The sequence below is a fragment of the Streptomyces sp. NRRL B-24572 genome, from assembly GCF_002156145.1.
In the GTDB taxonomy this organism is placed as follows: Bacteria; Actinomycetota; Actinomycetes; order Streptomycetales; family Streptomycetaceae; genus Streptomyces; species Streptomyces vietnamensis.
On the sequence record NZ_MWIG01000118.1, the window covers coordinates 9196 to 28699 of the forward strand.

The window sequence follows — 19504 nt, forward strand, 5'->3', positions numbered from 1 at the left end:
GTTACCCCTTCTATCGGGTGGCCAGCAGACCAAGGAGGAACGCCCTCAAGTCGTCGTCCTGGTACCAGTCCCCGGTGAACATGGCCTGCATCGAGCGAGCGATGGTGTCACCCGCGGTCCTCTGCGTCTGCTGCTCGGCCAGGAGACGACTGAGCCCCGAGGAATCGTGGACGCGGGCGCCGGGGCGGCCCGAGTGCGTCCGCGTGAACCAGTACATCTGCGCCGCCATTTCCAGGTCCGGAATGTGCGTGACCAGGTGCTGCCCCAGAGCGTGAGCGGCCGTGCCGTTGCCCTCGTCGCCGAGGTCAGCGACCGTGGCACGGCCGACGCCCGGCTCGTACCGGCCGGCGTCTCCGCTGGTCGCGGTCAGACGGCGCACACCCGGAGTGCTCAGCCAGTCCCGAGGAAGGAGCCGCTGCACCCTGCGGACGGCGCGCTCGGCATCAGGAACGGTGTCGGGACCGAATACGAACCCCGCCGTGCCCTCAGGGCCGAGATCCCGGATGCCGGCCAGCGCCCCGGCGACCGCCTCGGGGACCGCTGCGGCGTATTGGCGCCGCAGGTCCTCCCACTCGCGCCGTGCGGTGGCGGCCTCCATACGCGCGGCGGCGATCTCGACCTCGACGTCGGGGTCGAGCGCCGTGGTCCGGGCAGCCTGAAGGTTGAGCAGACGGTGCTCCGCGGCCGTCAGGTAGTCGTCCGCGTGCTGGAGCGTGCTGTGGGGGTCGTCGCCGAAGTCGTCGCCCAGCAGTGTGGACAGGCGGCGGGTCACGTCCTGGTCGACGTCCGCGCCAGCAGCACGTACGGCGGCGAGGTGCCGCAGGGCGGCGAGTCCCGGCCCGTTGTCGGAAGCCCGGTCGGGCTCGGAGCGGCGGCCGGTGGCGCGGCCGGGCAGCCGACCGGCGGCAAGCTGCGCCCACGTCGTCGGCTTCCACCACGACGTACTGCGCTCCCTGTGGCCGAACTGACCCGGTTCCGGCAGCAGGTTGGCCCACTGGAACACGCGGGAGGCCAGCGAGTCACCCTCGACGTCCGGCAGATCCAGCGCGGCATGGAGGCGGGCCAGACGCCGGGACTCGGGCCAGTCCCGTACACGGGTCACCATGCGGTTCAGGAAGGCCCGAAGACGGGACAAGCGGTCACGGCTGCTGCGCCACAGCTCGGCGATCTTCCGGACTGCGGCCTTCACCAGCTCGACGAGCCGACGGCCCAGGCGCCAGAGCAGTCCCATGACCTGGGCGGCGAGTCCCGGCTGCTTCGCGGTATCCGGGGCGGCGCGGCGGACGATCCGCTCTGCCGTCGCCTGCCTGCCGTTGTCGAGCTGACGCGTCAGGTACGCGGCCAGCGCATCGAGGTCTGCCGGATCAACGCCGCCGTCCTGAAGGTGCTGGAGCAGCGACGCCACGGCGTCATCGGCGTGCCCCGTCGCCTCCGAAGACCCGACGCCCTGGGCGCCGGCGCCGGGCGCGGACGGGGCGCTGCGGCGCCGGACGGGCGCGGGCTCGTCGGGGACGGGGATGAGGCGAAGGAGACCGGCGGCCCGCTGCGCCAGGTCCTCGTCAGGCTCACCGGGGAGGGGTTCGAGGTCGTTGATGGTGCGGAGCGCGGCGCGGACGGTCCGGTCGTGGGCCTTGTCCCGCGCACGGCGAAGGGCCTGCTGAGCTGACGCACGGTCCCGGCCCGTGATCCCGGCGGCGTCCAGCGCGGCGCTGGCTTCTCGGCGGGCCTGCTCGCGGGCATCGCGAAGGGCGTCCGGCGTGAGCCGAAGCGCGATCTGCTCGCGCAGTGCGTGGATGCTCCCGGGCTGCTCCGTGCCGGCCACTGCCTCGTCGAGGATGCGGAGGGCCACCATGCGGCCGTGCTCGGCGATGATCTGGCGGCGTACGGACGCCAGCGGGGGGTTCGGCTCGCGCGGAGTGGGGGTCTCCGGTGCTGTAGCGGCCGGGGCGGTGTTGTCCTCGTCGCGGGTGGGCTCCGGCAACTGCCACACGGGCATGCTGGCGGGGACCATGCGACGCTTCCACTGCCGGTTCTCGTCCTCCAGCAGGAGACTGCGCATTCCGCCCGGGGCCTCCTCGACGTCGAGGACGCGGTAGGTGCGGACCTCGTTGTCGCGACGCTCGTCGGGTATTGCGATGACATCGCCTTCGCCGACCTGGGCGGCGGTGGACGGCCGGGGACGGTCGAGTCCTTCCGGAGCGTCGTCCGGGTCCAGGTGGTCAGCGGCGCGCAGCGCCGCCCGTCCGTCTCGGGTGGCGGGGTCGCCGTTGGCACGGAGCTGGGCGGCAAGCGCACTGGCCTGGGTGTCCGTCACAGGCAGATCGGCCCCGATACGGGCAACGGCCTGCTGCGCGTCGGGGTCGTCCTCCGGCGCGGAGCCGTGGTCGGCGATCACGGCTCGGTCTGCCGGCGTGAGGTCCGGATCGACGGTCGGACCGGCGACGGGGTCGAGGACGGCGGGCGGCTCGTGCACTGTGAAGTCACCCTCGGTCTCCGGCACGGTGTTGCTGAGCACCGGGGTGCTGCCGTCGGGGCCTTCGGCCTTCGAGATGACGGTGGCGGCGTCCATCTCGATACCGCCGAGCTCGCCCGTCGCGATGTCGACGTAGTCGAGGGTGACCCGGTCGCCGTCCCGGTCCGCGTCCCGGACTTCCACCGTGATCAGGGCGCCGTCGAGGTCGAGGACGATGACGTCGCCCTTGGAGGTGTCCCCAGCCGTGTGCGCGGTGACGCTGGTGACCGGCGCCTCTTGCGGGGTCTCGTCACGGACTTCGCCGACCACGCTCAGGTGGGAGGCGTCGCGGGTGACCGTGCCGTCAGCGGTGGTGACCGTGATGCGGTCTCCGTCGGCCTCGTCGACGGGGCCGAGGAGCGCGCCGTCGTCAGCGACGAGGTGGCCCGGACGAATCCGCTGGCCGGTGGAGGTCCAGCCGGCGGGGCGGTGGTCGTCCGTGTCGTCAGCGGTCAGGGACGCCGGTGCGACGCCCGTGTCGGTGTCGCCGTCAGACCACCGGACATTGGCGGTGGTATCGGTGACGCCCGTGACCGTGCCGTCGCGTCCGTCGGCGCCGGTGACGTGGCTGCCGGGGAAGAGACCCGTCCCGGTGGAGTCGGTGGCGATACGGTCCGGCAGATCGCCGCTGGCGACCTCGCCCTGGGCGCCGCTCACGGGGGTGCCCGGCGCGGACGACTCGGGCGCCTCGGCGCGGGCGGCCGTGGCAGTGAGCGGCGTGTAGACGGTGCTACGGGCGCCGGAAAGGCCGTCCGGGGACTCGCCGATCCGGATGCGCCACATCTTCTCGGTGCGGCCCTGGCGGGTCACGGCGACCTGCTCCGGATAGTCGAGCACGTATCCGGCGAGCGTGGTGGCACGACCGCGCCGGGTGGTGCCGTCGACACGAGCCATGTCGCCCGGGGCCAGGTGGTCGATGCTGGCCCAATGAGCGGGCTGGCCACCGACCGGCTCCGGCTCGGCGCTCGGCTTGGGCCGGGCCCCCGGGTCCTCGGTCTCTTCAGGCTTCGACACGGGATCGGCGGCGGGCTTCGCTTCCGAGGCCCCCGCCCTGTCCTCGGCCTCGTCGTCCTGGCGGGCACGCGCGTCCTGACCGCTCTCCTCGCGCGCCGCTTCGGGCGTGGTTCCCCGCTCCGCCTCGGGGCGGCTGCGACCTGTCCTGCCAGTGGACGGGTGGCGCTGCTCGCCGATGTTGCCGGCAGGGGCGTCAGAGTCCGTCGGCGAAGTGCCCGTCGTCTCGTCGGGGAGGTCCGTGCTGCTCGGGGAGGTGCCCGGCTCCCCGGGGCCGTCGGGCGCACGGCCCGCCTCATCGCGGTCCTCGGGGGGCAGACTCTCACGGAGCCATGAAGCCAGGAGAGCGCGCCGGTCCAGATCCCTGAGCACGTCACGGTTCTGCTGCTTGGCCGGAAGCGTGGACAAGACGTCCCTCAGCCATTCGAACTCGCCCTTGGCGTGGTCGATGTCCTGGCGCAGGTCGCCGCTGATCAGCTCGCTGTTGCGGAAGTTCGCGACGAGCTGGACGATCCCCTCGTAACGCTCCCGCACTGCCGGGTCCTTGGTCAGCCGCGCGGGCAGCTCCGGAAGCTCCGGATAGTGCCCGGCGAGATCCATCCTGACGGTCGCCCAGGTGTCCCCGTCCGGGTCGGTGGCGCTGACCGGAGTACGCAGAGCCCGCACGACGAGCGCAGCGACGGCCAAGTCCCTCGACGCGGTACGGGTGATGCCACCGTCACCAAGGACGAGAGAGGGGCTGCTGTCCCAGGTGGAATCCTTGGCCGCGCTCCCGCCGACGAGGCGGACGTGGCCGATCTTGCGGCCATCCATCCACACCTGGAACACGCCATCGCCGCCGCCCTCACGTAGCTGGGCGCGCTCAAGGAAGGCCCGGACCTGCTCGGGGCCGCCGAAGCGCGCGGCACCTTCCTCCTCGCTCTCCCGGCCCGGAGCAGCCGACGCCAAGCTGATGTCGTCGACATCGATCTGGGTGCCGGCGTCAGCGTCGGACGTGCGCGGCTCCTCGGCCGGAGAAGGGCTGGACGGAGCTGACGAGGGTCCGGGGACGAGGCCCGCGTTGCGCTGCTCCTCCTCGTACTGCTCCCGCTCGATCTTCTCGTGGGCGCGCCGCTGGGCCTTGAAGGCGTTGTACGTGACCCGGCCTCCGTTGGCGTCGTACCAGTCGATCAGCTCCTCGCTCGCGTACTCACGCCAGCGACCGAACCGGGAGAGCGAGCCCCCGGAGAACAGATCGCGCTCGTTCACGCGCGGCAGACGACGGCTGTTCTTGCTGTAGAAGTAGCCGTTGGTGGCCTCGATCGCGGCCTGGTAGCGCGCCTCGTCCCAGTCCGCGAACTCCTGCTGCATCCGCTCCTCGCGCGTCAGCGGACGGCGGGTGGCGTCGGCGCCCGAGAACCCGAGCGCCGCGTCCATCGCCTCACCGCGGCGACGCACTTCGTCAGCGTCGGCGGCCGGAGTCTCCGGGAAGGCGTCACGGACACGCTGGTCGACGTCGTCTCGGCGGTCCATCTCCGCGGTGACGCGCTGCTGGTCTGCCGGGGAAAGGCCCGCTCCCCACGCATCGGCGAGGTCTTCGTCGGTCCAGTCGTTCAAGTCCTCCGGCAGCGTGATCAGAGGCTTGACCAGTCCCGCTTCCTGCTCGTCGCCGTCCTGGTACAGGTCGCGCAGATGCCGCAGGGCCTCCGGCAGCGTCCGCCCGTCGCGGTCGCTCCACGAGGCGACGGCACTCGCCGTGAGCGGCTGGTGCCAGTCGATCTGCTGTCCGCCGGCACCGGTGATGATCTCGAAGAGGTCCGCGAGATCCCGAGCCTCGTCAACGGTACGAGCGGTGAGGGTGATCCCCCCGAACCGGCCGCCGTTGCGCGCCTGGGCGAAGTGCCAGCGTCGCATCCCATCGGGAGCGGTGTCATCGGTCCAGGTGGCGATCCCCCCTCCCGAGGAGAGCGACAGGGTGGGGTTGTCGGCGAGCTGGGCAAGGAATGCGCGGCGCTCCGGGGTGTTCTCCTCGGCGGTCAGGCCCTCGCCGCGCCTCCACGCTGCGCGCAGGCCATGCACGTCGCGAGGCGACCTGCGGGGGGCCGGCCCCTCCGAAGCCGTGCCACCGTCCTCGGAGGCACGCGAGTCGGCATCGGGCAGATGCGGGATGCCCGGTAGCCCCGGCAGGCCCAGCCCGTTGGGACCCCGGCCATCGGACCTACGGTTACTTCGACGTCGTCGGCGACGCCGCTCGTCGTCCTCCTCGTTGTTCTCCTCGGCGGAGTCGGTGCCGTCCTCCTCGTTCTCGCTGTCGTCTTCCTCGTCCTGGTCGACGTCCGGCTGTGAAGGCCCGCCGGACCCACCGGCCGGGGCATCGTCCGGTGCGGCACCGTCGGGGTCGCCGTCACGGCGGCGGTGGCCCTGTCGTTCGCTCTCGTCGCTCTCGTCGCTCTCGTCGCTCTCGTCGCTCTCGTCGCTCTCGTCGCTCTCGTCGCTCTCGTCGCTCTCGTCGCTCTCGTCGCTGTTCGGGGCGCCGCCCTGGGCGCCGTCGGCGGCGGGTTCTTCGGACGCGTCTCGACTATTCGAGTCCCGGGTGTCCTCGTCGTCGATCTCCTCGTCGGGGTAGCGGAGCCGGAGCTCGGCATCCCTGCTGTAGAAGTGCTCCTCGCCGTCCTCCGTCACGATCCGAACCCGGCCTCGGCCGGTGCGCTTGGGCGGTTCGGCCACCGTGCGCGTACGGCCGTCGGCGTCCGTGTACCGGTCGCCCTCGGCCAGGTTCTCCGGGCTGCGCATCTGCACGGGGCGCAGGCGGCTCGTGTCACGGCCCTCGTGGGCGGCGAACATGTCCGGCGTGCCGTACAGATCGTCGGGCTGGTCGAGGGGGTTGTCCGGGTCGGCGGCGGCCGGCTCCTGCGGGGCGGGTGCGGCGACGTCGAAGAGGCCCCCGTCATCGACGGGGTCGGGGGTGGGCTTCTTGGGCTCCGCCTTCGGGGCGCGCCCGGCTCTGCGGTCGTTCTCCGCCTCCAGGACGGCCATTCGCGTGCGGTCGGCGCCGGTCAGCTCACCTTCCAGCATCTCCCGCTCCATCAGGGAGACGATCTCGTCGGCGATCTCCTGCTCGCTCATCGAGGACGGCGCGCGGTCGCCTGCGGGGCGGATGGCTTCGAGCTGTTGCTCGACATCGTCGCGGTCGAGCGTGACCGTGTCGTCGGAGCCCTCGGCTCCCGTCTCCGGCACGTTCGGGGCAGACGGGGCGTCCTGACGGGCGCTGGTCAGTTCCTCCGGCCGGAACGTCTCGCTGCTCGGGCCGTTGGAGACGTTCACGGTGCCGTCGGCGTTCTCGCTGCCGACGTACCACCCTTGGCCGTCGGGGTCGGTGACGGGCTCGTCGAACTGGAAGCGGCCCGCGATGAGACCGCTGCCCGCTGCCGTCGGGGGCTCCTCCGGGGGATCTTCCGAGAGGGGCTGCGGGGATTCCTCGTCCGAGTCCTCGGGGCCGGTCGGCTGTTCGCCGGCACCACCCTCCTCGGCGCGGATCGCGTCGAGGACCTGAGCGACCTCGTCGGCCGGAAGCCGTACCTGCTCCTGCTCCCGCTCCCGGTCGCGGGGGCGCTCCGGGCGCTCGGGCTCGGGGAACTTCTTGTCGAACTCTTCCAGGGTCAGGACGGCAGCGCCGACGGCACCCTGGAGGGGTACACGGGCCGTGCGACGCTCCTCGACGATCTTGCGCCGCTGGGTCTTGGTGAGCTTCTTGTCGAGGTCGTCCTCGTCGATCTCCGGCAGCTTGTCGAGGTCCGCGATCCGTCCCACGATGTCGTCGAGCAGGTTGGCGCGGGCACGGGCGTGCTCAATCTGCGGGGTGAGGTCGGCAGCGCTCTGCGCGGACTGGAGCAGGGCCATCTGCTCGTCGAGTTCCGGCAGACGCCGCCGGTCGGCCTCCTGGAGTGCGGGGGCCTTCTCCAAGGCGTTGGTGAGCCGGGTGATCATGCCCGACCCGGCGCCGCGCTTCTTCAGGTCGTCCGGGGTGCGCTCGAAGCTGGAACGGGCGAGGTCGGGGAAGCCGACATGGGCGACGAGCTTCCCGTCCGCGCGCCGTTCCGTGCGCACGGCGACGTCCAGGCCGCCGAGCTGGCCGACGGTCTTCCACGGGCTCACGCCGTCGTGGGCGTGGTCCAGGAGCTGGGTGGCCACCTGCCGGTGCAGGGCCGCCGCCGCGTCGGCGCGCTCCGTGTAGGGCATGCCGCCGATGGCCATGCCGAAGGTGCCGCGTACGTCGCGGATGCGGGGCAGCGCCGCCTCGCGGCGGGCGATACCGGCCCGGGTGTCGGCGGTCTCCTGCTCCAGCTCCGCCAGTGCCTCGGCACGCCGAACGCGCTCGGCGGCCTCGTTGTGCTGGTCGATCTCCAGGTCACGCAGCTGACGGCGGGCCTTCATGAGCTGGCTCATGTAGGGGTTGCCGCCGATCTCCGCTTCCATCGTCTCGTAGTCGGGGTAGTCGACGTCGAGTTCGGTGACGGTGTCGCGGGTGTCGCTGTCGGCCATCTCGGGACGCTGGATGTCGACCAGGCCCTCCGCCTTGGAGGCGACGAATCCGGCCTTCCAGCCGTCGAGGCTGCCCTTGGTCGCGAAGATGTCGACCTCGACCTCGTCGTTCTGGTTGCCGTAGCGCAGGATGCGGCCGTTGCGCTGCTCCATCTGCGCGGCGCCCCAGTCCAGGTCCACGTGTGTGAGGGAGACCATGCGGTTCTGCGCGTTCATGCCGGTGCCGGCGACGCTGCTGGAGCCTATGAGGACGGAGACCTCGCCGTCCCGGGCGCAGCGGAAGAGCTCGGCCAGGTGCTCGGGCTTGCCGGACTTCTTGGCGTCCTGGACGAAGGCGATCTTGTCGGCGGGTATGCCGCCCTGGACCATGAGTCGCTTCAGCTCGGCGTACGCGTCGAAGTCGCCTCGGTTGTTGCCGCCCGGGACGCCCTCGTTGAGGAAGATCATCTGGAGGGCGCCGGGGACCGGGTGGTCCTCCGTGCTGCCGTAGTGGGTCTTGTAGACCCGGTCCTTGTGCTGGTGGTAGCGCTCGATGTGGCGGGCGGCGACGGCGGCGAGCTTCTTGCCGGCCGGGGCCTTGCGGTCGACGAGTCGCGGGTCCAAGGCCACGCTGGTGCCCTCGTTGGACACCGCGAGCATGTTGTCCTGGGAACGGTCGACATCCCCGTTGTGGATCGCGCGGCCACGGGCGACGAGCTTCTTCAGCCGGGCGGTCTGGTCCTTGGTCGGGTCGACCATGACCAGATTCGGCTGCCCGCCCTTGATCTTGGGCCGGGGGATGCCGACGTCGTCGGCGCGCTTGGTGTCCGCGACCAGGCCCCACATGGTCTTCATGGCGCGCCGGTTGTGGAACTCGGAGAACCGCTCGACGACGCGCAGGCCCGAGCCGTCGGGCGCGTTTTCGACGCGGAGGGTCTTGCGGCCGAAGGTGGCGGCCCACAGGTCAGGGGCACCGGCCTTGTAGGAGTCGAGGACCCAGGGGGCGGCCAGGGCGAGCATCGTGTACTGCTCGGTGATCGAGTTCGACAGCGGCGTGCCGGTGGCCAGGGTGACGGTCGCGCGGCCGGCACGGCGCCGGTGCAGATCGGTCAGCTTCTGGTGCAGGTCGACGCCACGGATGGACGCGGGGTCGCCGCCGCCCTCACGGGAGCGGAATCCGACGCCCTTGTACCGGTGGGCCTCGTCGACGACGGCGTAGTCGAACCCGAGGTCGTCCCAGTACGTGGCGCCGGGGGTGCGCATGGGCGCGGCGTTCTTGCTGATCTTGTTCTGGACCGTCGCGATGCGCTGCTCGATCTTGGCGACGATGAACGGGTGATCAGGGTTGGTGGCGTCCTCGTACTGCCGGTCGAGCTGTTCTCGCAGAGCCTCCAGCTCGCGGAACTCGTACTCCTCCTGCGCCTCCGGGCTCATCTTGATCGACCCGAAAGCGGGCTCGGTGAAGATGACCAGGTCCGGCTTGTTGGCGCGGAGCCACTCCAGGGTGCTGTCGCGGCGGCCGTCGGCCAGGTCCCCGCTCGTGATCAGGTGGATCTCGGCGTTGGGGTAGAGGTAGCGAGCCTCGTCGTACCACTGCTGGGCGAGGTGGTCGGGGACGACGGCGAAAGGCTTCTCGATCTGCCCGGAGCCCTTGAGGGCCTGGGTGCCCATGACGAGGGTGGACGTCTTGCCGAGCCCGACTTCGTGGGCGAGGATCACCGACCGCTCGAACTGCATGCGGGCGGCACCGCTCAACTGCCAGGCGTGCGGGTCGCGGTCTGGGGTGAAGCCGTCCAGGGACGGGCTCATGCCGTCGTACGAACGGACGACGTGCCCGTTCATGATCGTGTTGTAGGAGTTGGTCAGGCGGGTGAGGCGGTCGGCGTTGGCGGTGGCGTACTTCGCGAACTCCGACCGCATCTGGTCGGCCTTCTGCCGCACCAGGCGTGACGTTTCTTCGTCGACGTCACGCCGCTTGTCGTCGCGGTAGATCGTCAGCGATCCGTGGCCGAGGATCGCGCGGGCGATGTCGACGGCGCCCTTGCCCTTGGTCCCCTTCTCCTCGTTGGCCGGGACGCCGTGCAGGACGTTTTGGGCCTTGGGGACCTTGCCCGTGTAGAGCATCCAGCCGTAGCGGTCGTCGTGGGCGACGCGGAGCGTCTTGTCGCCCAGGTACTCGCGCAGGAACCCCTGAAGCAGCTCGGGCGGCGTCCAGTGCGCGCCCATTTCGGGCGTGAACTCGCCGATCGTGCGGTCGGTGGGTTGGACGGCTTCGAGCGCGGCGACGTTGACCTGGAACGCCGGATCGCGTTCGGCGGCGCGGCGGGCGTCGGCGAGCTTGTCGCGGACCGGGCCGGACAGGTAGGCGCCGGCCAGCTCCAGGCGTCCGGTGGTGGGGGCGGTGAACACCTCGGTGCCCAGGGCCCGCAGAGCGTCCTGCGGGGTGGTGTTCAGCAGGCGGGCGATCTCGGCGAGGTCGACCTCGCCGGTGGCGGCGACGACCGCGGACAGGGCGGTTTTCGGGTCATCGGTCTGGTCGAGCGGCTGCCGGCGGGCGGCGGCCCGTTCGGTGAAGATGCGGGAGAGGACCGGTTCCTGCTTGTCCGCGTCCCAGCGCTCCAGCGCGAGGACCGACCCGGCGTCGGGGTCGGAGCGGAAGTAGCCCCAGGCGGTCGGGGTGCGCTCCTCCGTGCCGTCCTCTCGGACGCCGGTCTTCATGGTGCGGAACTGGCCCGGCTTGGACAGCGGCCCGTACTGCTGGACGTACGAGGTGTGCAGGTCACGAAGCTGCGCACGCAGCTTCTCGGCTCGCTCGTCCTCCTCGTGCTTGCGATCCAGGACGCGCAGCTCGGCAGCGGCGTCGCGGAGCTGCATCAGGGCCCGGAGCTGGTTGGCCCGGCCGTCGGACGGTTCGACGACGACGGGGTTGCCGCCGTTGACGTGCTGGTAGAGCTGGCCGTCGTCGCCTTCGTAGAGGCGGCCGGTCCAGTCGTTGGCGTGCTTCTCGCGGGCGGTCTGGAGGTAGACGGGAAGGCGGTCGTCGCCGTCGGGGTGCGGCTCGTAGCCGAGGCCGTCGGACTTGGCCTTCTCGGCAATGTCGCAAAGGGCGTCGCGCAGCTGGTCGGCCGCCTTGCCCGGGTCACCCTTGACGGTCAGGCGCGGGCCGTACGGTGACGACTCGGTGGTGAGGTCGCCCAGGACGTGCTCAGGGTGCTGGGTGAAGTAGTCGTTGACGTGCTCGCGGGTGTTCCCGACCTTTCGCTCGGGTGCGTTCAGCCAGGAGGTGTCTCCCGGTTCCTGGCCGTCGGCACGGCGACGCAGCACGAGGACGTCGGCGACCACGCCGGTGCCCGCGTCGGTGAACACTCCGGACGGCAGACGGACGGCACCAATGAGGTCGCCGTACTTCGCGATCTGCTTACGGGCCTTGTCGCCCTTGGAGTCCAGGGTGTGCCGGGAGGTGATCAGGAGCGTGATGCCGCCGGGGCGGGTCAGCGCGAGTTCCTTGGTGATGAACCCGTTGTGCAGGGACTCGGACGGGTACCGCTTGTCGCCGAAGGGGACAGCGGCGAAGGGCACGTTGCCGATGGACGCATCGAACAGGCCGACTGGGGCGTCCGTCTCGGCGAAGTTCTCGTTCAGGACGTTGACGTCCGGGTAGATCGCCTTCGCGATCCGTGCCGTGGTCGGGTCGAGCTCGACACCCGTGAGGCGGGCGTCCTTGGGGGAGACCCCGAAGAACGTGCCGCTACCGGACCCGGCCTCCAAGACGTCGCCGCGCTCGAACCCGAGGGCCTTGAGGCCGTCCCACATGGCCTCGGCTACGGCCTGCGGCGTGTAGTGCATGGACAGCGTGCCGCGTCGGGCCTGCTGCCACTCCAGCGGCGTCAGCTCGTTCGAGAGCATGGCCCGCAGGTCGGCGTACTCGGCCCAACGGGCGTGGTCCTGCGTGAACTTCCCGTACCGGGCGCCGCCCTGCTGGTAGCGCGGTTCCTTCTCGTTCGGCTCGGAGGCGAACAGAATGGGGACCGAGCCCCAGCCGCTCCAGCGGGCGAGGGTGCGCTTCTCCTTCTCGGTGGCCGGACGCTTCTCCCGCTCCAGCCGCTTCAGGACCCGGATGGCCTCGACGTTCGCGGCGGCACGCTGAAGAGGCCCGCGGGGCGCGGCGTCGGCCGGGTCCGGCCGGAACCGGCCTACATGTCGTACACCTCGTCCTTCATCGCCATCAGATCCCGCATCTCCGGCGTGAGCGTCGGCAGCTCCTCGGTCTCCGGCTCGGGCTCCGGCAGCAGATCCCGCAGCACCATCTCGGTCGCGGTCGCCCGGATCTGCCTGAGCTGACCCGCCCTCCGCTCGTACTCCGTCGCCGCCGGCACGGTCTGCTCCAGCGCCTCCTCGGCCACCAGGATCGCCGTCTCGATCTCCCTGCCCTTGCTCAGGAAGAACTTCTCCGGGTCGGCCATCTGCGCCAGCTCCCTGGGCAGGTACTTCGTCCAGTGATCCCTGGCCACCTGGCTGTAGATGCTCATCCTCAGCCCCCTCATCCGTGCTCAGCGCGGCGCGCAGGGCTGCCTGCTGCGCCTCGATCTCCTCGCGGGAGATGACCTTGCGGTCGTCGTCCCCGCCATCCTTTCGTACATCCGTGCGCGCGGCGTCGATGCCGTGCATCGCCGCGTTGATCGCAGCCAGTCGCGTACGGGCCTTGGACCGGTCCGACGAGTCCAGCTCGCGGTCGGTGGACCGCAGCATCATCTCCCGGGACAGTTCCTCGGTGACCCGCTGGAACTCCGCGAGCAGACCCTCGGGGATCTCCAGGACGGCGCCCTTGCCGATCTTCCCGGTGATCGGGTTCGTCCGGTCCGACCAGCCGTAGCCACGCCCCTGAAACCGGCCGTAGAGGGTCTGGCGCTCCTTGGTCGCCGACGGGAAGGAGTCCGCGCGCCGGGAGGACTGGTACAGCTCGAAGAACATCTTCGGCACCCACACCTGGTGGTTCCGCCCATACAGGCGGACCGGCTCGGTGTTGGGGTCGGTGTCGTAGTTCTCGACGAGCGCGGCCAGGGCCTCGGACATGCTCGGGAAGGAGCCCAGGCCGCCCCCGTACTGGTCGGTCTTCGCGTTCCACCCGGCCTTCGGGCCGCCCGCCCAGGTGGAGCCCGTCTCGTGGTACGAGACCTCGCCGTACGAGTTGCCGTCGACCCGGACCGAGACCCTGTAGTGCGCCTTCAGCGGGTCTTCGCGGGTCTCGGCGCGCCGCACGGTCTCCTCGCGGCCCTTCGCACCGCGACGGTTCTGCTCGTCGAAGACGGCCCGCCGGCGCTCCTCCAGAGCCTCACGCTCGGTGCCGGACGTCAGGTTGCGGGCCTTCTGGAGCTCGCGGAACTCCTTGACGAGATCGCCGTCTTCGAGGCCGGAGGGATCGGGCCGGCCCCGGTAGATCTGCGCCTTCCTGTTCTGGCGCTCCTCGTACACCGCGTTTCGGCGGGCGGCGAGGATCTTGTTCTGCTCATCGCCCAGGTGCCGCAGCCGCACCGGCAGCTTGACGAACTCCCGCTCCAGTTCCTCGTCGTCGAGGTCCTGTACCGGCGGGCGCTGCTCGATCCGGCGCAGCTGCCGGCTCTCCTGTTCGGCCTGGGCGTTGCCGAGCCGGGACGAGACCTCGTTCCACAGGTCGCGCTCGGGGGCGAGGTCATCCTCCTGGTGAATCGACTCGCTGGGCTTGTGGGCGCGCTTCAGTCGGTCCAGGTCCTGGATGTACGAGGTGAGGGCGTCGTCGTCGAGGTCCTGCGGGGCCGCGACGTGCGAGATTCGTTCGGTGGAGCGGCGGCGGCGGTCCGCGTACAACGCCCGCTCGTCGTCATTGAGCCTGTCGCCGCGACGGGAGCCGTAGGTGCCGCGCTCGCGCTCGGAGTTGCTGATGGCCTGGGCGAGGTCGACGTCGCTGAGGGCCGTAGCCCGCTCCTGCGGGCCCTTCTGCTCGCCGTCCTCGGCGATGGCGCGGCGGCGCTCCAGCTCCGCGTCCACCTTGCGCACGGAGTTGAGGGCCTGCTGCTTGCTGCGCGGGGACCTTGCCGTCTGGGCGTGCAACTGGAGGTTGGTGCGGTGCTCGCGCAGGTCCGTCTCGGACATGACGCGGAGCTTCTTGGCTTCCTCGTCGAGCGGCTGCGACGACTCTGGAGCGCCGGACGTGTGGGTGGTCTCGTCCGTGAAGCGGACGTTGCGGCCCTGGCGGACGAAGGCGGCGAGGATGTCGGCTGCCTTGCGGTCGCGGGTCTCCGGCTTCCACTGGGTGCCGGTGATCCGCGCGCTCTGTACCGGGGACCAGGCGAGCTTGCCAGCCGCGTTGACGGCCCGGTCATCGGTGGGATCGTCCTTGACGGTGCCGCGCACGGCGACGATGCGCTTGGTCTTGTGGATGGTCCATGCGAGGTGGACGCGGTCGGCCTGGGACGGGTCGGTGGTGGCCAGGTGGTGGCGGGCGATGATCTGGTCGGCGATGTTGAGGTGGCCGCCGATGGGGAGCCGTACGCCGTCGACGGTCGCGTGCCGGTCGCTGTAACCGCCCTCGACGGACGCGATCCGGCTGCCGTCGGGGCCGTACACGGTGAGCGGACCGGGGTTCCAGGGCGTTGCCCAGTAGCCGGGCACGCCGTCGACGGGTTCGGCCTCCGCGGGCACGCCGGCGGGCCGGTCGCCGCTCTCCTCCGGTGCCTCCTCGGGCTCGGGGGCCTGTTCCTGCTCCGGCTGCTCGTCGTCCTGACGCGGCCCGGACTCGGTGGATCCGGAGTCGGAGACGTGGTTCTCGGCGCCGTTGTCCGGTGCCGGGGTCGGCTCAGCGGGCTGCTCGACCTTGGCGTCCGGGTTCGACTCGTCGCCGAACGGAGGGCGCCGCAGCGTCTCGGCGAGCCGGTCGGTGGCGATGCTGTGCTTGGGCGGGTGCTCCTGGTCCCACAGGGCACGTGCGGCCGTCCACTCCTGGTGGTAGTCGCGGCCCTTGTCCGACCGCCACGTGCCCCGGTAGTCGGCGAAGGCGGGATCGGAGAAATCGAGCGGCGTGCCGTCCTTGCCCTTCAGCATGCCGACGATGTGGTCGGCGAAGCCCTTCGCGTCCGCCTGCTTGTCGAACCACCAGCCCATCTGCTGGCCGGTGCCGGTCGCGTGCAGGTACCAGTCGCCATCAACGCGGCGGGTGATGAACTGGCCGTCTCCGACGAGCTTGAGGCGCTGCTCCTTGACCAGCTCGTCGAGAGCACGGGCGGCGACGCGGTCCTGCTCGCTTCCCGAGGCCCGCAGATCTGCGGCGCGCCGGGCCCAGTTGTCCCGAGCCTGCTGGAGAGTGGTGAAGCGGCCTCGGGGCTGAGCGGCCTGCCGTACCGGCTTCGGAGGCTCGGTACGGCCCTCCTTGTCGCGGGAGGCATGGAAGTCGCGGAACGCGCGGCGGATGGCCTGCTCGGCGCTCTCGCCCTTGGTGGAGCGCCACCCCTGGAGCCAGTTCCCGATCTTCGGGTCGGAGAAGTCGATGGGCTGGTTGAACTCGCCCGGCATGACGTGGCCGTTGCGTACGTTCTCGTGGATGGAGTCGGCTGCGGCCTCCGCCTCGTTCCGGCTGGCGAAGTCGCCGACGTCGAGGTAGCCGCCAGTGCCGGTGGCTGTCAGGTACCAGCGGCCGTTGGCGTCGTCGCGGGTGGTGACCAGGCCGCCGGTCGGCGTGACCTGCAAGTCCTCGTCACCGGCGAGGCGCCGCAGGGCCGCCGAGTTGGTGCCGGGCTGCTCGGCCAGGTCGAGGAAGTGCCGGCGCACCGCGGCCGTGTCTTTGAAGCGGCTACCGGGCAGGGCCTGCCGGTTCGGCAGGGCGTCCGTGTCGACGTCGTGCGAGCCGTCTTCCGGCTCATCCTGGTCGTCGTCCTCGGGAGCGTCGCCCTCGTCATCGCCGATCGCGTTGCCTTCGTCGTCGACGTCGTGCGGGGCGTCGGGCGTGTCCGGGTCACCGTGGTCGTCGCGGGACAGCCCGAGGCCGCGGCGCTCGTCGGTGTCCCGGCGAGCGTCCTCCTCCTCGACCTTCTTCTGGTTCGCGGTCGGCGCGGAGCCGTCGGGGCGCGCCACCATGGTGATCCACTTGGCGCTGGTGCTGTGCCGCCGTCCCGTGTACGTGCCGTCGGCTGCGCGGTCCTGGACGAGGACGCGGTCGCGGGGCAGGGCGCGTACGACGCGGGCGAGGTTGCCCGACCACAACCTCGCGACGCCGCCAGTCTCGATGAACCTGCCCTTCGAGTCCCGAGGGTGGAGGGCAGGGTTCCACGGCCGTCGTACGGACTTGGCCTCAAGGGTGCGACTCAGGTCGGTCGGGGCGGTGCGCATCAGCATGCGCGGACGATGCAGAGCGCGACGGCCTAACGTCGCGGCCTGCCTCTCCGGCGGGGCGGCCCTCTACGGAGACGGGCTCACATCGTCTCGGCCAGGATGTGTACCGCGAACCAGACGGAGAATCCGGCCCACCCGACGGCGAACGCCGCGCGGCCGGCCTTGGAGGTGCGGGTGTGGAACAGAGCCCGGACGGTTTCGCTCAGGGTGTCGCCTTCGCGCCGGTTGACCAGGGCGATGGTCTCGGCGACGGCGAACATGCACGTCCAGATGAACCAGACGGCGGGCCAGATCACAGGGTCTCCTTCGGGGCAGGGCCGGTGCGGTACCGCAGCCGGCAGCGGCAGTTCGTGGTGAGGTCCGCGGGGGCGAAGGGGTCGCCGGGGTAGCGCAGGCGGACATGCTCCACCTCGAACGCGGTGCCGACGGGCAGCGTGACGCCGTCGAGCTGCTGGTGCTGCGGCCGTACGCGGGCGTCGCGCCTCGTCACCCAGGTACGCAGGACCGACGGCCCGACGCTCTCGGCAGCAGCGTCAGCGCCCCCGTTCACGGTGGTCACCGCACAGGACTCGGCGATGTGGCTGATGAGCGGCGCGGCACGTTCCGCGAAGAAGCGGGTGCTCACCTCGTCGAGATCAGCGAGGGTGGTCGTCTCGTCCTGGGCGGCGTCCAGGACGTCAGCAAGGTCCGCGAGAAGGGCGAGGACGGCGCGTCCGGATAGGGCGGCAGCGGTGAGAGCGGCGGCAACGGCGCCGGCTGGCACGCTGCCCGTGCCCGTCAGGCGGGTGGTCACCCTCTGAGCGGTGGACGACGCGGTCTGCTGAAGGACCGGAACGAGGGTCGCGACCACCTCCTCCTCCCAGCGGGCAGCGCCGACGACGCGCTGCCCGTCGATCGCCGCCGTCCCTCCGCGCAGGTCGGTGTCTCCGTCCGGTGTCCAGTACCTGGTGTGCTTCCGCAGCTTCGGCGAGCGCAGCCGGGCTCGGATCACGCCCTCCTGGCGGGCCAGGAGCGCGGTGAGCACGGCCGTGACCGCTGAGGCCGCCGTGTCGAAGTCGGAGTCGGCGACCTCGAAGCCGTTGTCGGAGGCGGACTTGCCTTCCAGCGGAGCACGCGCGGCCTCGGCATCCGCCGCCGCGTCCCCCGAGCCCGCTGCGGTGGCGGTGGAACGGGCCGCCTCCACGTCGGCTGCCGCTTCACCGTCGACCGGATGAGGGCGCTGCTCTCGTGCCGCGATGACGTCGGCAGCGGCTGAGCCGAGGGAGGGCACGTCCAGCATGCTCCTTGCTGCCGCCACGTCGTCCGCAGCTGACGGCCCGGTCGCGCCGGTGGACTCGGCCTCAGCGACGGCGGCAGCTGCCGAGTCGGCCCCGGAAGACGGTGGCAGGGCAGGCGGGCCTCCAGCCCCAGGCAGTCCCGGCGTTCCACCGGCTGCGGGGTCCTGCGCGACACCGAGCGCGGCGGCGTCCGCCTCGTTCGCGGGCACGGGCGCCTTCTGGGGGCTGATCCACAGGGCCCGGCTGTGGGGCACGTTGAACGGCCGGCGCCCAGCGACCTCTCGATACTCGTCGGCCGTGATGAGTCCCGCGTTCCACTCCTCCCGGGCCTCTGCCCGGCGCTGCCGCCGGGGGAACTCCAACGCCTCGACGCCGCTCGTGTCGAATCGGATCGACCAGCCGTCGTCGAGATCGAAGTCGAAAGCGGACGCGATCAACCCCAGGTGCGGCAGCTCCGTGTGCTGCCAGTAATTCCACTCCTCGCGATCCGCGTTCGCATAGGTCCGCTCGGACGCGTTGCCGACGATGCTTTCCGGCACGCCGAACGCGCTCAAGATCTCGTCCTTCGCCGCCTTCGCCAAGGACTCGTAGTTCATGTCCCGGGGCCGGGTGCTGGTGTCCACGTAGTTGAGGCCCCCGGGCCCGCTGCCGACGACCACGGTCTCGCCAGCCTGCTGCGCCCCTGGTGCGAGGCGCTGCTGAATCCGGTCGATCTCCCGCTGGTCCAGTCCGTCGACGTCGATGGCCACGATTCCGCTCGGCCTTGCGTCGTTGTCGATGAAGGCGATGTTGTACAGGCGGGCCTTGACGTCGAGGTCGACGGACAGACCGGCAGCTTCGAGCGGGGTGACGCCGCAGAAGGGGTCGGTGGGGTGAGGGTCCCTCAGCCAGACCACGCGACTGGGGTCGAGCTCGCGGATTCTGCCGTCGTACGTCGTGAACTGGTAGTGGCTGAGGTAGTCGCCGTGCGGGTCGGGTATCGGTTCGACTCGGTTGGGCGGCAGCAGATCGAGCCGGGTGATCGTGCCCGCGCGCGAACGGGTGACCTCGACGAACGCCCCCCTTTTCGAGAGCAGGAACTGAGCCGACAGCCTTTTCTTGAAGACCGCCGCGGTCTCCAGGGGATTCGCTCGGACGTTCAGCACGCGCAGCAGGGGATGGTCCGTGAGGGTTTCGGCGAACTGGCGGTCGTCACCGCCTCGCCCGATCTCGATGCTGAGCGCCCCAGGGTGCTTGGAGATCGCCTCGACCGCCTTGAAGGTCCAGACGGACCGCTCGTACCCCTCCTGAACGACCCGGTCCAGGTCCCACCCGGCCCCACGGTTCTCGGCACCCCACACGGTCGTCGTGCCGGCGTACGTCATCGACACGTACGCCGAACCGACCGCCGCGGACTTCTCCTCCACCTGCACCGGACGAGGGGTGAGAAGGCGGCGGAGACCGGGAAGGAACTCGCGCGGCATCAGGCCCCCTCACTGGCCAGCCACGCCCCCACAGCCACGGCCGCCGCACCGATCTCCACCCACGCGAGCGGGGACGCGTACAGGAAGGCCGTCACGACGCTGGCCGTCGACGTCACCCCGGTCAGCACCCACGCCGCGATCCGCCCGCGCCGTCCACGGTTTCGCAGGATGAAGTAGCTGAGGCTCAGGGCTGCCGCCGTCGTGACGGTGCTACCCAGGACCGGGTGGATGCGCCCGAGCGAGAAGAGGACGACCAGCGCGCCGATCGCGGCGAGGAGCAGGCCGACGGCCTCTCGTACGAGGCGATCTGTCGAGGGGGACTCAGGTGGTGTGCTCACGGCGCGCACCCTGAGCGGAGGGTGTGGCTACTGTCGCGTGCT

4 protein-coding genes are annotated in these 19504 nt (G+C 71.0%); all 4 read right to left on the minus strand.

Translation table 11 applies throughout. The features are described 5' to 3' along the window. Positions 1-10 precede the first annotated feature (10 nt). On the minus strand, positions 11-16387 hold the full coding sequence (locus tag CCN56_RS07545; protein WP_143664454.1) for a hypothetical protein: 16377 nt from the start codon (positions 16385-16387) through the stop codon (positions 11-13). 77 nt (positions 16388-16464) lie between these two features. Beyond that, positions 16465-16680: a hypothetical protein gene (locus tag CCN56_RS07550; protein WP_256961842.1), complete on the minus strand. Its 216-nt coding sequence runs from the start codon at positions 16678-16680 to the stop codon at positions 16465-16467. Beyond that, on the minus strand, positions 16677-19124 hold the full coding sequence (locus CCN56_RS07555; protein WP_086824808.1) for a phage portal protein: 2448 nt from the start codon (positions 19122-19124) through the stop codon (positions 16677-16679). The genes CCN56_RS07550 and CCN56_RS07555 overlap by 4 nt, the downstream gene beginning before the upstream one ends. Then, entirely contained in the window at positions 19124-19462 is a 339-nt protein-coding gene (locus tag CCN56_RS07560) for a hypothetical protein (RefSeq protein ID WP_143664455.1), read from the minus strand. The genes CCN56_RS07555 and CCN56_RS07560 overlap by 1 nt, the downstream gene beginning before the upstream one ends. Between the last annotated feature and the right edge of the window lie 42 nt (positions 19463-19504).

Bases quoted from the DNA above. Each gene is read 5' to 3' on its own strand.
- CCN56_RS07545 (WP_143664454.1), bottom strand. From the start codon at position 16,387: ATGCTGATGCGCACCGCCCCGACCGACCTGAGTCGCACCCTTGAGGCC.
- CCN56_RS07555 (WP_086824808.1), bottom strand. From the start codon at position 19,124: ATGCCGCGCGAGTTCCTTCCCGGTCTCCGCCGCCTTCTCACCCCTCGT.